Below are 15145 nucleotides of genomic sequence, written 5' to 3' on the forward strand. Positions count from 1 at the left end.
GGCGATCTACTTGATGAGCAACTCGGCGTACGCGCGATCCAGGTACGCGGCAGCGCACAGGTACCTGGTGACATCCTGGCCGCCACCCCACCGGATCGCGGGGATGCGGCGCTGTGGGCCGCCCCACATGGTGGGCCCGCCGACCGCGAGCGGCACGGCGGCGGGAAGGTTGGTCCGCACGGCGGCCGGCTGCGCGGCAGTCAGGGGTGTACCGCACGCGCCGCACCGCGTGGACCATGTCGCCACGCCCTGACCACATCCGGGGCATACCGTCGAACGCGTCATCGCTCCCCCGCCCGTAGACGACCCCACGACAGTACGGTGCACCACACGCACAGCACGGCAATGCCGACATCGTCACCTACCGCAATACCGTTACAGATCGAGCCCCGGCACGCCGGGGCGTCACCGATGACGTCCGTTCTGCCCGGGCAGCACCTGGTCAGCATGAGACTGGCCGAACATGGCTACAGATGACGGCAGGTGCACATCAGCCCATGGCCGTGCCCCCTGGGCTGACGAGTGAGGAGCGAGCCGTGTTCTACTACCTGCTCAAGTACGTGGTCCTGGGCCCGCTGCTCAGAGTGGTCTTCCGGCCCCGGATCGAAGGCCTGGAGCACGTGCCCGCGTCGGGGCCGGCGATCATCGCCGGGAACCACCTGTCGTTCTCCGACCACTTCCTGATGCCGGCGATACTGAAGCGCCGCATCACCTTCCTCGCCAAGGCGGAGTACTTCACCGGCCCCGGGGTGAAGGGCCGGCTCACCGCGTTCTTCTTCCGCAGCGCGGGGCAGATCCCGGTGGACCGCTCGGGCAAGGAGGCGGGGCAGGCCGCGATCCGGGAAGGGCTCGGGGTGCTGCGCAGGGGTGAACTGCTCGGCATCTACCCGGAGGGCACCCGTTCGCATGACGGCAGGCTGTACAAGGGCAAGGTCGGGGTCGCCGTGATGGCCCTCACGGCGGGCGTCCCAGTGGTGCCGTGCGCGATGATCGGCACGTTCGAGGCACAGCCGCCCGGGAAGGTCGTCCCCAGGATCCACCCGGTGACCATCCGCTTCGGCGAGCCCCTGGACTTCTCGCGCCATGCCGGCATGGAGCACGAGAAGGCCGTGCTGCGGGCGGTCACCGACGAGATCGTCTACTCCATCCTGGCGCTGTCCGGGCAGGAGTACGTCGACGAGTACGCGGCCGTCGTCAAGGAACGGCAGGCGGCGGAGCAGAACGCGAAGCGCAGGTTCCCCCGCGCGCCGCTCAGTTGACCTCTGCCCTCGGCAGAAGGAGGGGAGCGGGCCGGGGCCGGATGCCTAGGCTCGCCGTATGAAGACAGCTGTGGTGATCGGGGCGGGCGGGCAGATCGGGCGTCCGGTGGTGGAGGCGCTGGCGCGGGACGGATGGGCGGTGACGGCCGCCTCGCGCGGCGGCGCCCGGGACGCGGCGTGGGACGAGGGGGTGCGGACGGTACGGCTGGACCGCGCCGACGACACGGCCCTGGCCGCGGTGGTGGGCGACGGCTGCGACCTGCTGGTCGACGTGGTCGCCTACGACGCCGGGCACGCCCGGCAGGTGACGGGGCTCACGGGGCGGATCGGCTCGGCGGTGGTGATCTCCAGTGTGTCCGTGTACGAGGACGGCGCGGGACGGGGCTTCGACACGATGGGCGAGCCGGACGGCTTCCCCGACTACCCGGTACCGGTCCCCGAGACCCAGCCGACGGTCGCTCCGGGCGAGGCCACCTACAGCACCCGCAAGGCCGCGCTGGAGCGGGAACTCCTCGCTGGCGGCGCCGGGCTGCCGGTCACGGTACTGCGGGCGGGCGCGGTGCACGGGCCGTACAGCCCGCTGCCGCGCGAACTGTACTTCGTGCGGCGGAACCTGGACGGGCGGCGCGACCGGGTGCTGGCGTACCGGGGCGAGAGCCGGTTCCATCCGGCGAGTGCCCGGAACATCGCCGAACTGGTGCGGCTGGCGGCGGCCCGGCCGGGCTCCCGGGTGCTCAACGCCTGTGACGGTCAGGCGCCGACGGTCGCCGGTATCGGTGCCGCTATCGACGCCGTGATGGGGGTGGAGACCCGCACCGCGCACCTCGACGGGCCGCCGGCCGGTTCGGTGGGTCAGACGCCGTGGTCGGTGCCGCGGCCGGTGGTGTGCGACATGTCGGCCGCCGAGCGGGAGCTGGGCTACCGGCCGGTGGTGTCGTACGCCGACAGCCTGCCGGAGACGGTGGAGTGGCTGACCCGGGCGCTGCACGGCCGGGACTGGCGCGAGGCGTTTCCGCTGCTCGCCCAGGCCTACCCGGCCCTGTTCGACTACGCGGCGGAGGACGCCTGGCGCACGGCTTAGCGGCCGTACGGGAGAGGGGCGGCCGGGAAAGTCCGGCCGCCCCTCGTCACCGTGCTGGTACGGTCACGGCTTGGGCGTGGCGTGCGGTGCGCAGGTCACGTCCTTGCCGTCCAGCGTGCCGTCGAGCAGGTAGGCGTCGACGCGCTGGTTGACGCAGGGGTTGACCAGGCCGGTCACACCGTGGGAGCCCGCGTTCTTCTCGGTGATCAGGCGGGAGCCCTTGAAGCGCTTGTGCAGTTCGACGGCGCCCGCGTACGGAGTGGCGGCGTCACGCGTGGACTGCACGATCAGGACCTTCGGCAGTCCCTGGTGCGTCGTGACCTCGACCGGGGTGTGCTGCTTGCCCGGCCATGTGGCACAAGGCAGGTTCATCCAGGCGTTGGCCCAGGTCAAAAACGGATAGTCCTTGTTGAGCCGGGTGTTGTCCCGGTTCCACTTCTGCCAGCCGGTGGGCCACTTGGCGTCGGCGCACTCGACGGCCGTGTAGACGGCGTTGCCGTTCTCCGCGCTGATGTTGCCGGCCGTGTCCGACAGGTCGGGGGCGGCGGCGTCGACCAGCGCCTGGGTGTCACCGGCGAAGTACTTGCTGAACACGGTGGCGACCGGCACCCACGAGGAGTCGTAGTACGGCGCGCCCTGGAAGAAGGAGATCAGCTCGGCCGGGCCGACGACCCCGCCGATCGGGTTCTTCTTGGCGGTGGCGCGCAGCTGGAGCCACTTGTCCTGGACGGCGGCGCGGGTGGTGCCGAGGTGGAAGGCGGCGTCGTTGGCGGCGACCCAGTCCTGCCAGTCCTTCCAGCGGCCCTCGAAGGCGACGTCCTGGTCGAGGTTGGCCTCGTACCAGATCTTCTCGCGGGAGGGGTTGACCACGCTGTCCACGATCATGCGGCGGACGTGGCCCGGGAAGAGCGTGCCGTAGACGGCGCCGAGGTAGGTGCCGTAGGAGACGCCGAGGTAGTTGAGCTTCTTCTCGCCGAGCGCGGCGCGGATGACGTCGAGGTCGCGGGCGGTGTTCGGCGTGGTCATGTGCGGCAGCATCGCACCGCTGTGTTCGGCGCAGCCCTCCGCGTACTCACGGGCCAGCTTGCGCTGGGCGGTCTTGTCGGCCTCGCTGTCGGGCACCGGGTCCATCTTGGGTGCCTTGACGAACTCCTGCGGGTCGATGCAGGAGATGGGCGCCGAGTGGCCGACGCCGCGCGGGTCGAAGCCGACGAAGTCGTAGGCCTTGGCCACGTTCGCCCAGACCGGGGCCTTCGTGGTGACCCGGCGCGGGAAGCGCAGACCGGAGCCGCCGGGGCCGCCCGGGTTGTAGACCAGCGCGCCCTGGCGCTCCCTCTGGGTGCCGGTGTTGCCGATGCGGTCCACGGCGAGCTTGATCTGCTTGCCGTAGGGGTGGGCGTAGTCGAGCGGCACGCTGACCCAGCCGCACTGGATGGGCTTCTCCAGCCCCCAGTCGGCTGGGCAGTCCTGCCAGTTGACGCCCGTCTTGGCGGCTCGGGCGGCGGCGATCTCGACGCCCTTGGCCTCCCGGTCCTGCGCGGGCCGGCCTGCGGCACCGGCCGTGGGAGCCGAGACCGCGCCGGCGATCAGGGTGGCGGTGACGAGTGCTCCAGCGGAACCGAGTGCCATCAGGCGGCTCTTCGGTCTGTTCTCCCTCAAGTGGGCCCCTCCCCGTACCTCGCTGTGGGTTGTCAGGCGGGGATCCTCTCGGCTGTGAGTCGGCTGAGAACAGGGGTCGCCACCTATCTTTACCAATCCGATAACCGGATGATCATGTTCGGTTCCTCGGAGGACCCGGGTGCTTCAGCCGAGCCCGGCCAGTGCCTCGTCCAGGAGTCCTCGCAGTAGCAGGGCGTCCGGCGCGACGGCGGTGACGAGGGCGGCGGGACCCGCCAGGGGCACCAGCGAGGCACACTCCCCCAGCATCCGCGCGGTCACCGGAGCCTCGGCGAACTCCGGTCGTACGACGACGAGTTGCCCCACCGCGTGATACCCCGACAGCACGGCCGGCCCGTCCCAGCCGCCCGGCGCGCCGGGACCGCAGGCCAGTTCCTGGTCCAGTACGGTCCGGCCCGCGACCCGCACGGTGAGCCGGCTGGTGAGGCGTCCGGACGGTTCCCCGGCCCGCCCCAGCACCTGCTCCTCGCGCAGCACGAACCGGGCGCCGGCGGCGAGGTCGGCCCGGGTGGTGACGCGCAGGTCGCTGCCGCCTGCGGAGATCAACTGCTCGGGGAGCCAGTGCAGTTCGGCACCGTCGGCCACGTCGAGCCGAACGTCGTACCGGGCCTCGCCCTTGGCCTGTCCCGGCAGGGCGAGGGTGGCGGCGGCCGACCCCACGTGCAGCCGGGCGCCCTCCTCCACCCGTGCGGCCAGCGTGAAGCGGTCCCCGCCGAGCGGCCCGCTCATGGCGCCGACGACCATGACCCTCGCCTCGGCTCCGGCCGACCGGGTGCGGCGCGGCGCCAGTGGGCCCTCGCCGTCCAGGACGGGCAGGGCCGTACCGCCGCGGCCGTCGGCGCGGGCGACGATCCGGGCGCTCCCCCGGACTCCGGTGACGGTCACGCCGTCCATGCGGCGAGCCGCTCCCGGACCCAGGCGGCCACGTCGGCGACACCGGTCCCACCGCGCAACGACTGGAAGACGACGGGGAGTTCTGCCCGCTGTGCCTTGGCGTCGGCGGCCATCCGGGCGAGGTCGGAGCCGACGTGCGGGGCGAGGTCGGTCTTGTTGACGACGAGGAGGTCGGCGGTGGTGACGCCCGGTCCGCCCTTGCGCGGGATGTCGTCGCCGCCGGCCACGTCGATCACGAAGATCTGGGCGTCCACGAGCCCCTTGGAGAAGGTGGCGGTGAGGTTGTCGCCGCCGGACTCGACGAGGATCAGGTCCAGGGGGCCGACCGCGTCCTCCAGGTCCTCGACGGCTTCGAGGTTGGCGGAGATGTCGTCGCGGATCGCGGTGTGCGGGCAGGCGCCCGTCTCGACGGCGGTGATCCGCTCGGGCGGCAGCACGGCCTCCCGGAGCAGGAACTCGGCGTCCTCGCGGGTGTAGATGTCGTTGGTGACGACGGCGAGGGACAATTGCTCGCGCAGCGCCCGGCAGAGGGCGGCGACGGTGGCGGTCTTGCCCGACCCGACCGGGCCGCCGAGCCCGATCCGCAGGGCCCGGCGGGTCCCGTCGGGGCGGCGCGCGTCCGCGCTGAGGGCGGCGGGGGCGGGGTGGGTGTGGTCGAGGTGCATGTACGGCTCCTGTGATCGGTCGGTTCTCAGCCGAGCGCGTCGGGTGTGCGGGTGGGCGGACTCATGACGCGAACAGCCGCACGGGCCAGCCCGCGTGCCACTCCGCACCCACCTCCAGCAGGGGCGCTGACGCCGCGGGCAGCGCGTCGACCCCCTCGTCGGCCACCCGCCGCGCCGCCTCCACGGCACGGTCCGCCACGCGGTCCAGTTCGGGGGCCAGCCGGGCGAGGACCCCGGTCGCGTCGAACGGGTCGAGGCTCAGCAACCGCACGGTGGCCGTCGCCGGCCCGCTCACGCTCTCGTACACCGCGCAGTGGGCCGCGTCCTCGGGTGCGAGCCCGGCCGCCCGGGCGGCGAGACCGAGCACGACGGGCTGATGCGCGCCCTTGGGGAACCGGCGTGCCACGGCGTCCAGTTCGGCGGACGGCCAGGTCACCCGCGCGGCCCGCAGCAACTGCCGGCCGAGGCGTCGCGCGGCGGCCCGCAGGGCCGGGGACGGCGTACGCGCGTCGGCCGCCGCGTCCAGCTCGCCCGGGTCGGCGCCTAGGACGGCCGCCGCCGCCAGTGCCGCCGCGACCAGCCCGGAGGTGTGCAGCCGGCCCCGGCAGAACTCCTCCAGGCCCGGCGCGTCGGTGATGCGGCCCGCCTTGACGGCGGCCTCCGCCCCGCCGGAGTGCGCGTGCCCTCCGGCGGGGAACCGGCCGTCGGCCAGGACGAGCAGTGCTGCCCTGGACACTAGAAGAGGAAGTAACGCTGGGCCATGGGCAGTTCGGCGGCCGGGGTGGCCTCGACGAGTTCGCCGTCGATGTGCACGGCGAAGCTGTCGGGGTCGATCCTCACGTCCGGCCGGGCGTCGTTCTCGCGCATGTCGGCCTTGGTGACCGCGCGCGTCGACTCGATCGCCGCGAACCGCTTGCCGAGTCCCAGCCGTTCCGGCAGCCCGTCCTCGATCGCCAGGTCCGCGACGAAGTTGACGGAGTTGGCGGCGGGGGCCCGGCCGATGGCGCCGTACATCGGGCGGGGCAGGATCGGCTGCGGGGTGGGGATGGAGGCGTTGGCGTCGCCCATCTGCGCGTACGCGATCTGCCCGCCCTTGATGACGAGGAGCGGCTTGACCCCGAAGAACGCGGGTTCCCACAGCACCAGGTCGGCGAGCTTGCCCGTCTCGACGGAGCCGATCTCGGCGGCGAGGCCCTGGGCGAGCGCGGGGTTGATCGTGTACTTGGCGACATAGCGCCGGACCCGGTGGTTGTCGGCACGGCCGTCGCCCGGCAGGGCACCGCGCCGGCGCTTCATGACGTGGGCCGTCTGCCAGGTGCGCAGGATCACCTCGCCCACCCGCCCCATCGCCTGGGAGTCGGAGGAGATGATCGAGATCGCGCCGAGGTCGTGGAGGATGTCCTCCGCCCCGATGGTGGAGGGCCGGATCCGGGACTCGGCGAACGCCAGGTCCTCGGGGACGGCCGGGTTGAGGTGGTGGCACACCATCAGCATGTCGAGGTGTTCCTCGGTCGTGTTGACGGTGAAGGGCCGGGTCGGATTGGTGGAGCTGGGCAGGACGTTCGGCTGCGAGACGACCGTCATGATGTCCGGGGCGTGGCCGCCGCCGGCGCCCTCGGTGTGGTACGAGTGGATGCCCCGGCCCGCGATGGCGGCGAGGGTGTCGCCGACGAACCCGGCCTCGTTCAGGGTGTCGGTGTGGATGGCGACCTGGATGCCGGTGCGGTCGGCGACCGTGAGCGCCGCGTCGATGACGGCGGGCGTGGAGCCCCAGTCCTCGTGCAGCTTGAGACCGACGGCGCCGCCGCGGATCTGGGAGAGCATCGCCTCGTGGCTGACGGTGTTGCCCTTGCCGAGGAAGCCCACGTTGACGGGGTAGGCCTCCATCGCCTCCAGCATCCGGGCCAGGTGCCAGGGTCCGGGGGTGACCGTGGTGGCCTTGGAGCCCTCGGCGGGTCCGGTGCCGCCGCCGACCAGGGTGGTGACGCCGGAGGCCAGCGCCTCGTCGGCCACCTGCGGGCAGATGAAGTGGACGTGCGCGTCGATGGCGCCGGCGGTCAGGATGCGCCCGTTGCCGGCGATGATCTCGGTCTCGGGACCGATGACCAGGTGGGGGTGGACGCCGTCCATGGTGTCCGGGTTGCCGGCCTTGCCGAGGGCGGTGATCCGTCCGTCGCGGATGCCGACGTCGGCCTTGACGACGCCCCAGTGGTCGACGACGACGGCGCCGGTGATCACGGTGTCGGGGGTGCCCTCGGCGCGGGTGGCGCGGGACTGGCCCATGGACTCGCGGATGACCTTGCCGCCGCCGAAGACCGCCTCGTCCCCGGAGCTTACGGGGCCGCCGGAGCGGTCCTCCTCGATCTCGATGAGCAGATCGGTGTCGGCGAGCCGGATCCGGTCGCCGGTGGTGGGGCCGAACAGGTCCGCGTAGGCGGCGCGGGAGATCTCAGGCATCGAGGGCACCTCCGGTCTCCCCGCGCAGCCCCGGCACGATCCGGGCGCCGGTCAGGGGCACGAGCTCGACCGCCACGGGGATACCGGGCTCGAAGCGGACGGCGGTGCCCGCGGCGACGTTCAGCCGCTTGCCGCGGGCGGCGGCGCGGTCGAACTCCAGACCGGGGTTGGCCTCGGCGAAGTGGTAGTGGGAGCCGACCTGGACCGGCCGGTCGGCGGCGTTGAGGACGGTCAGCCGGGTGACCTCGCGGCCCGCGTTGCAGACGACGGGGGCGTCCGCGAACAGGATCTCTCCGGGAATCATCGCGGCCCCTCAGATGATCGGCTCGTGGACGGTGACGAGCTTGGTGCCGTCCGGGAAGGTGGCCTCGACCTGGACGTCATGGATCATCTCGGCGACCCCGTCCATCACGTCGTCCCTGGTCAGGATCTTGCGGCCGGAGGACATCAGCTCGGCGACGGTGCGGCCGTCCCGCGCGCCCTCCAGGATGTGCGACGTGATGAGGGCGACCGCTTCCGGGTGGTTGAGCTTGAGACCGCGGGCCCTGCGCTTCTCGGCCACGTCGGCCGCCACATGGATCAGCAGCCTCTCTTGCTCATGCGGGGTCAGTTGCACGTCCCACCTCACAGTCCTCGCTCCGGACCGTGCGGGGTCCGGTTGCCGCAGCCACCACGACGGGGACAGGTGTAACACACAGACAAATCCCCGGAGTTTCGTCAATCCGGGCAGAAAAACCCCTGGTGGCGTGGATCGGCAGGCTAGAACGCCGGAGTTTCAACGACGTTAACCAGACCTTGGCCGGCCCATGACCGACCGATGGGCTCCCGTGGAGACAAGGCGATCAGGAGGCGCCCGGCCTCCGGTGCTCCGCCGCGATCCCGAAGCGGCGCTGTTCGCGGGGCGCGGAACCGGCCTCGTGGACTCCGGAGACCGAGCTGATGATCTGCTCCTCGGCCGGCTCGTCCAGGGCGTCGAGCCGTTCCAGATCGGCGGCCGAGACCAGCGCCACCAGCGGCTTGCCGTGCCGGGTGACGACGACGCGCTCACCGCCGTACACCACGCGGTTGATCAGGTCGGCGAGTTCAGCCCTGGCTTGCGTCACCGGAATCTCGTAGGCCATACCCCTAGTTTACGGCGGGTCTACCTGGTCCACCGTGGTCTGTGCCGACATCAAATGTCCAGGTCAGGGATTCTCGTGTACTCCCCTGCGCTCTCGTCTGTGAGAAATGTGTGAGACGAAGTGAGACGAAGAGCTATCTGGTCGCACTGAATCCTGGCAGGTCTCCGGTGCAGCGGAACGCCCCGCTCGACCGGCCCTGCGCAGAACTCCGGCCGGCCGGGTGGCTTGCCCGTCGACGCACCGAAGGCTGGGCGGATCTCCACCCAGCCTCCATACCCTCGGGGCTGGTGGTCCGGCCCATCCTTGCGGTGCCGCGCCCCTCTGCGCCACCCCACTGCCCCACGGGCGGTCCGAGGCTCCAGCAAGTGACGTCCGTGGCGGCCTGCCTACTGTGGGGCAGTGAATGTCGACGATTGCGTCGGCGTGTCCGGCGGAGATGGTCATCGGTGCTCCGAGCCGGGTGGCGACCCAGTCCATCGCGGCGAGACAGGGGCCGTGGATCGGCCGTTGGTACTGCGTCCACTCCTGCCATGTCCCTGGGGCGGCCCGATCCATGTCACGTGTCATGCGTTCGCTGAGCGGCCGGAGGCTGTCGGCCGGGAAGTCCCGCGGGCAGTGCGCCCGCCGGCCAGGATGCGTCCTGCCGTTAGGTGTGGTGTCTCGGGACCTTGGTTACACGAAGTCCTCGAAGGTGAGCTGCTGCGGGATGTCCGCGAGTGGTTCGGGCGGCTGGTCGAAGACGATCCGGTAGTCGCTCCCGGCGGTCCGGCTGAAGGGCGGCCGGCCGCCGAGCGCGGCGTGCGGCCGCTCGTGGTTGTAGTAATTCACGAATTCCGCGAGTGCGACGGCGTTCACGCTCGGTTGTGTAGTCGCGGACGTACGCCCCCTCGCGGGAGAGCGTCCCGTGATACCTCTCCACCTTCCCGTTCGTGCGCGGCGTGTACGGCCTTGTCCGCTTGTGCTTCGTACCGGTCGCGGCGAGCGCGTCAGCCCAGGTCGTAGACCGGTAGCACGCGCCGTTGTCGGTGAGGCAGCGGCGGATCGGTGTGATGCCGTGGGCGGCGAAGACGGCAACGGCCCGGTGCCAGAAGACGACCGCGGTGACGGCCTTCTCATCGTCCAGGGCCTCGGTATAGGCGAGCCGGGAGTGGTCGTCGAGCGCCGAATGCAGGTACGGTATCCGACCTTGCCGGTGCCGGGACCGGTGCGCTGGCAGGCGCGGGCGGACTCGGTACCGACGCCGTGCATCCGCCAGCCGCCGGTCGGGATGCGTCCGAGCTTCTTGACGTCGACGTGGACCAGGCCACCGACCCCGTCGTGCTCGTAGCGGATGACCTCGCGCAGCTGCTCGCCGGCCGATAGGTCGAGGTCCCGGAGCCGGGTGAGTACTCGCCTCACCAGGATGCGGTGAACGGTCGCAGGCGCGAGTGTGACGCCGTGCAGCCGCTGTAGGTCGGCAGCGAGCCGGCCTGGCCCGTGCTTGGCCTGCCGCCGCAGCGGCGGAAGCGACGGGTCATCGGGCGGTCTCCTGCTCGGGGTTGGTGGCGCGGGGCCCGGCGGGCGTCTTGAGGACGCGTGGCAGATGGACGTGTAGGTGCTCGACCTCGCGGCCGCGGTCCCGGAGTGCGCGGGCCAGGAGTTCGGTGAGTCCGGCTGCCCTTAACCGGATTAAGACCTTCCGAGAGGAATCATCGACGGGGCATGGCAGACGGCCATAGGCGGCGATCTACGCTTCCCGGAGGCACTGGGGAAGCGGCCGCTCGGGCCGGGCCTCAGCGGACTCTGCCTCGCCGGCTGCGCCCTGTCGGCCCGGGTGAACAGAGTCTCGTCCATGGAAGATTCATCGGAGACGAGTCGGGTCCGGCGGACACGGTGGGAATGACATGGCTCCCGGACCAGGTCGCGGTGGGCATCCGTCAACGCCGCGCGGGGGTGTCGAGGAGACCGCCGTCGCGCCCGCCGGCTGGGGGAGGGTGACGCTCGCCGCGGGCGTGGAGGTGCCGCCGATGATCACCCAGGGTCGGCAGGATACTTCGCGGCTCGATATATATTCGACGCATGACACGCCAGAACCCGTCCTTGACGGAACCGCAGTACTTCATCCTGGCTTCGCTCATGGATGGACCGTTGCACGGTTACGGCATCATCAAGGCTGCCGAGCGGGCCAGCGACGGGCGGCTCCGGATCGCTGTCGGCACTCTCTACGGCGCGCTGGAACGGTTGGAGCGGGCCGGGCTGTTGGCCGCCGACCATGAGGAGATCGTGGACGGGCGGGCGCGGCGCTACTACCGGCTCACCGAGGACGGCACCGGGGCGCTCGGCCGGGAGGCGCTGCGGATGCAGCAGGCGGCGGCTGTCGTCATCGGACGCTCGCGGGATGCCGGAGCGGCCCCGGCATGAACCGTTTGCTGCTTGCGGCCTATCCCAAGTCCTACCGTTCCCTGCAAGGAGAGGAGTTGCTGGCCTGTCTGGCCGAGGCGTATCCCGGCCGTTCCTGGCCCCCGCCACGGGAAGTTGCCGCCTTGGCGTGTGCCGGGGTGCAGGCCCGCGCCCGTGCCGTCGTCGACGACGCGGCTCGTCCGTGGTGGCTGGACGGCATCCACCTGGCCGCCCTGGCCCTCGCCGCGCTGGCGCTGGTTCCGTACCTACAGGACGTGTGGCACTGGGCACTGCACATCGACCCCGGACAGCATGCCATCGCTTTCCACTTCTCCGGCTGGTATCCGTGGGCCGGAGGTCCCACGCGGATACGGCTGCTGCCCTACGGGCTGCTCCCGCTGGGTTGCCTGACCGCTCTGCTGCGTGGCAGAGCGTGGATCGCGCTGCCGGCCGCGGCAGCCATGATCTGGGCCGGCGCCACGACCCACGGCCGCACCCTGTTCGGCAGCGAGGGCAAGGCGGGCTTGAGCTACTACGGGTTGGGCGCCCCGCTGACAGCCCGTGACCTGGTGCTCTCGGGGACACTGTGCGCCGCGTGCGCCGTGCTGGCGCTCTGCCGTCCCAGCCGCCTGCGACGCCACTCCTACCGCTGGCTGGCCCCTGTCGTGCTCGCCATGTTCGTGGCCGGGGGCCTGCACATCATCTCCGTCAGTCCGGCCTTCCAGCGCGGCTTGTTCGTCCTCGAGGTCACCGCGCTGCTCGGCGCGTGGGTGGCGACGGCCGCCACCGGCGACCACCGGTGGCTGATCCCCGTCGCGGCTGTCGCGATCGTCCGCACGCAGGCGATCGTCGTCCAGCCTGACGCGTTCATGCAGTCCCTTCCGGACCTGGTCGTTTTCCTCCTGCTGATCGCGCCCCTACCCGCCCTGGCAATCACAGCCCAGCGCCAACAGGGGCAGGCGCTCCCCGAATAGGAGCGGACCCCTGGTGGGTCGGCCGAGCCCGGCGGCCCACGTCGTGCCACAAGACGTGCGTGACCCAACTCCCCTCAACGGAAGAAACAGAGCGATGACTCAGCACGATTCTCCGGCCCTGCCCGCGCACCGTCCGGGGGCCTCCGGGCAGGCCCCCGAGGCCCCCGACGCCCCCAGCCTGTCGCGTACGACACGGCCGTGGATGCCGGCTCTGCTGTACACCCTGGGGTTCCTGACGGTCTACCTGCTCGCCATCTGCACCCCGTGGGGGCAACGAGCTGAGAACGCCCTGTTTGGTCTCGGTAAGCAGGGCGGCGAAGAAGCATGGATCTACCCCCTGTCAGGAGCGGCCTACGGCTCGACGCCCCTGCCGCCGCTGGAATTGAGCGCCAAGCCCACCCTGATGGTGGGCCTGGCCGTCATCGTGGTCCTCACCCTGGTGCGGCGGTGCTGGTGGCAGGGGTGCGCGGCGCTCGGCGTCGTCATTCTCACGACCGGAGGCAAGGAGGTGCTCAAATCGACCCTGCCCCGCCCCGATCTGGTGGGCGCGCCCGAGAATCTCCTTGATCAGGGTTTCCCCAGTGGACACACCGCCATCCCCGCCGCGCTGACTCTCGCCGCCGTCCTCGTGGTTTCCCCCCGCATCCGCCCCTACATCGCCACGGCCGGTGTGCTTTGGCTCGCCTGCATCGCCGCCGCCAGCGCGACCATGGGCGGTCACCGGCCCAGCGAAGTGCTGGGGGCCACACTGTTGGCCTGTGCCTGGTACGGCCTCGCAACCTGGCTGCTGCCGCCGGCCGCCGCGCCAGGCGCCACGCGGAGCACCCGTGCGCTGCCCGTCATCACCTTGACGGTGGCATTGGTCATCGCCCTCGTTTCCGGCGCACGAAACGACACCCTCACAAGGTCACTGGTCTCCGCGGCGACGGCCTTCATATGTGCGGCCCTGGTCTGGTACGCCGCAGTCGGGCGGCCCGCGCACACCGCACGCCGCACACGCCCCGCACTGGGCTGACCACGCGGTCGGCTCCGGGCGGGAACCGGCGCATCCTGGCAAAGCGGCCATCCGATGCCACCGGCCAGTCGTAGAAACCGTCGACGCCCGAGCGGGGATGCACTCCCGCCCGGCGTGTCCTCCCATAGTCCGGTCAACAGGTCTGTGCCTGCCGCCCGCACAGCCGATGGCGATGCGGCGGGGGCCGGCGGGCAGGTCGGCGTAGTCGGCGAGGTTGGCGAGCAGCTCGCGGGTGCCGGAGGTGTTCAGGACGACGTCCTGCGCGGGGGTTGAGACCGTCGAGGTCGAGGATGTCGCGGGCGGCGGCCGGGTCGCGGAGCCGGTCGTGGACGTCCTCGATCCGGTCGGCGGCGGGCGGGACCGGGGAGCCGTCCGGGCCGGTGGGCAGATGCAGGTAACCGAACGAGATCAGACGGATCGGATGCAAGGGAGCCTCCTGCCCGGAGCGAAGGGCTGGAACGGCGGAGCGCCGCGCCCGGCCGGGAAGGGCAGGGCTCGGCGCTCCAGGGGTGCTACTGGGTGGCGCTGTCGGTGACCACGAGTGGCTTCGTTCACTTCAAGCAGCAGCGTTTGTCCATCAGTTTGGGTGGCGATGGGCGGTCGGCGGGGCCGTGGATGTTCACGAGAAATGACGTCAGAACCTCACCTTGCACCCGCAGGGTGAAGCGGCGCGGCTTATGGCCCGTTGGAGGGGGATGTGAGTCGCCTGGCCGCCGGCCCCCATCAGGACCGAGAGGCTCGTGCTCCGTGATTCCGAGTGCCTGTCCTGATGCGGCCATGACATGGTGGCGTCTGTGACACGTTGACGAACGGCTTGTTGTTGGCGCGTGCGGCGTTCCCCGGGAAGGACACGATGAAGCTTCTCCTCACCGACTCCGGCGTCAAGAACGCGAGCATCCAGGATGCGTTGGTTGACCTCCTGGGTAAGCCGATTGCCGAGTCCAGCGCCCTGTGCATCCCCACCGCGGGGTACGGGGCCCGTACGCTGATCCGGGCGGGCCATGGCGATTCATCAGCGGACGATCTCCCAGCCCCATGACCGAGCTGGGGTGGAAGTCGATGGGCGTGCTGGAGCTCACCGCGCTGCCCAGTATCGAGGCGGCGCTCTGGGTCTCCTGGGTCCGGGAGGCCGACGTCCTGCTGGTCAACGGCGGTGACACGCTGTACCTGTGCCACTGGATGCGGGAGTCCGGGCTGGCTGAACTCCTGCCGTCGCTGCCCGACACGGTCTACGTGGGTCTCAGCGCGGGGAGCTGTGTGATGACCCCCCGCGTCGGGGAGGAGTTCGTGAGCTGGAAGCCGCCCACCGGCGGCGACAGCGCGCTGGGCGCGGTTGATTTCTCGATCTTCCCGCACCTGGATCATCGTGGGCCTTGCCGCGCAGCGACTCCAGCAGACGAAGCTTGATGAAGACCCGGAATCTCGCATCAAACTCGCCGGCGGAAGCCACCGCTGCACACGCCTGGGCTATCTCACCGCGGCTCAGGCCGTGCTCGGAGCCGAAGGCGCCGAACACGTCCCGTATCGCCTCGGCAATGCGCAGTGCCACCGGATCGCGTGTCACTGCGCTCGGTGCAGCAACGACCGGTGCCACGAATGGCGGTATGTGCTCTAGTTGTTCTC

Annotated in this window: 15 protein-coding genes and 2 pseudogenes; 6 read left to right on the forward strand and 11 right to left on the reverse strand. The window is 71.1% G+C overall.

Features of this window, described 5'->3' with window-relative positions; genetic code table 11:
* Positions 1-6: 6 nt before the first annotated feature.
* The gene (locus IE273_RS43715) at positions 7-180 is read right to left on the reverse strand and encodes a hypothetical protein (RefSeq protein WP_229887459.1); all 174 of its coding nucleotides are present in this window, start codon (positions 178-180) and stop codon (positions 7-9) included.
* Positions 181-536: 356 nt separating this feature from the next.
* Between IE273_RS43715 and IE273_RS24040 the strand changes: the two genes are divergently transcribed.
* A complete protein-coding gene (locus IE273_RS24040) occupies positions 537-1259 on the forward strand; it encodes a lysophospholipid acyltransferase family protein (protein WP_189817387.1) in 723 nt (240 codons plus the stop codon).
* 58 nt (positions 1260-1317) lie between these two features.
* Positions 1318-2340 carry an NAD-dependent epimerase/dehydratase family protein gene (locus IE273_RS24045; protein WP_229887461.1) on the forward strand — a complete coding sequence of 341 codons (1023 nt, stop codon included), beginning with the start codon at positions 1318-1320 and terminating at the stop codon, positions 2338-2340.
* A 63-nt stretch (positions 2341-2403) separates the two neighbouring features.
* Here IE273_RS24045 and IE273_RS24050 read toward each other — a convergent pair whose 3' ends face one another.
* The 10 genes and pseudogenes from IE273_RS24050 to IE273_RS45215 form a co-directional block, all read right to left on the reverse strand.
* The gene (locus IE273_RS24050; RefSeq protein WP_189817247.1) at positions 2404-3969 is read right to left on the reverse strand and encodes an alpha/beta hydrolase; all 1566 of its coding nucleotides are present in this window, start codon (positions 3967-3969) and stop codon (positions 2404-2406) included.
* Between the two features lie 174 nt (positions 3970-4143).
* Positions 4144-4911 (reverse strand): urease accessory protein UreD, encoded by a 768-nt coding sequence (locus tag IE273_RS24055; protein WP_189817248.1) that lies wholly within the window; start codon positions 4909-4911, stop codon positions 4144-4146.
* On the reverse strand, positions 4899-5576 hold the full coding sequence (gene ureG, locus IE273_RS24060) for an urease accessory protein UreG (RefSeq protein WP_189817249.1): 678 nt from the start codon (positions 5574-5576) through the stop codon (positions 4899-4901). The genes IE273_RS24055 and ureG overlap by 13 nt, the downstream gene beginning before the upstream one ends.
* A 61-nt stretch (positions 5577-5637) precedes the next feature.
* A complete protein-coding gene (locus IE273_RS24065) occupies positions 5638-6312 on the reverse strand; it encodes an urease accessory protein UreF (protein ID WP_189817250.1) in 675 nt (224 codons plus the stop codon).
* Positions 6312-8033: an urease subunit alpha gene (locus tag IE273_RS24070; protein WP_189817251.1), complete on the reverse strand. Its 1722-nt coding sequence runs from the start codon at positions 8031-8033 to the stop codon at positions 6312-6314. Before IE273_RS24070 ends, IE273_RS24065 begins: the two co-directional genes overlap by 1 nt.
* A complete protein-coding gene (locus tag IE273_RS24075) occupies positions 8026-8337 on the reverse strand; it encodes an urease subunit beta (RefSeq protein WP_189817252.1) in 312 nt (103 codons plus the stop codon). The genes IE273_RS24070 and IE273_RS24075 overlap by 8 nt, the downstream gene beginning before the upstream one ends.
* A 9-nt stretch (positions 8338-8346) precedes the next feature.
* Positions 8347-8649 (reverse strand): urease subunit gamma, encoded by a 303-nt coding sequence (locus tag IE273_RS24080; RefSeq protein ID WP_014671284.1) that lies wholly within the window; start codon positions 8647-8649, stop codon positions 8347-8349.
* Positions 8650-8875: 226 nt separating this feature from the next.
* On the reverse strand, positions 8876-9154 hold the full coding sequence (locus tag IE273_RS24085) for a type II toxin-antitoxin system Phd/YefM family antitoxin (protein WP_189817253.1): 279 nt from the start codon (positions 9152-9154) through the stop codon (positions 8876-8878).
* 672 nt (positions 9155-9826) lie between these two features.
* Positions 9827-10009, reverse strand: a complete 183-nt coding sequence (locus IE273_RS24090) for an integrase core domain-containing protein (protein ID WP_189817254.1) — start codon at positions 10007-10009, stop codon at positions 9827-9829.
* Positions 10010-10100: 91 nt separating this feature from the next.
* Positions 10101-10514, reverse strand: a pseudogene (locus tag IE273_RS45215) (DDE-type integrase/transposase/recombinase); the annotation flags it as partial.
* A 698-nt stretch (positions 10515-11212) separates the two neighbouring features.
* On the opposite strand from IE273_RS45215, the gene IE273_RS24095 reads away from it, so the two are divergent.
* The 4 genes and pseudogenes from IE273_RS24095 to IE273_RS45220 all read left to right on the forward strand — a co-directional run.
* Complete coding sequence (locus IE273_RS24095) at positions 11213-11554, forward strand: PadR family transcriptional regulator (protein WP_189817255.1); 342 nt, start codon at positions 11213-11215, stop codon at positions 11552-11554.
* Positions 11551-12507 (forward strand): hypothetical protein, encoded by a 957-nt coding sequence (locus IE273_RS24100; RefSeq protein WP_189817256.1) that lies wholly within the window; start codon positions 11551-11553, stop codon positions 12505-12507. The genes IE273_RS24095 and IE273_RS24100 overlap by 4 nt, the downstream gene beginning before the upstream one ends.
* Before the next feature lie 94 nt (positions 12508-12601).
* Positions 12602-13522, forward strand: coding sequence for a phosphatase PAP2 family protein (locus IE273_RS24105; RefSeq protein WP_189817257.1), 921 nt, complete (start codon positions 12602-12604; stop codon positions 13520-13522).
* 853 nt (positions 13523-14375) lie between these two features.
* Positions 14376-14887 (forward strand): annotated as a pseudogene (locus tag IE273_RS45220) (Type 1 glutamine amidotransferase-like domain-containing protein); the annotation flags it as partial.
* Positions 14888-15145: the final 258 nt, after the last annotated feature.

Origin of the sequence: Streptomyces olivaceoviridis, from assembly GCF_014650115.1 — a bacterium.
GTDB lineage: Bacteria > Actinomycetota > Actinomycetes > Streptomycetales > Streptomycetaceae > Streptomyces > Streptomyces olivaceoviridis.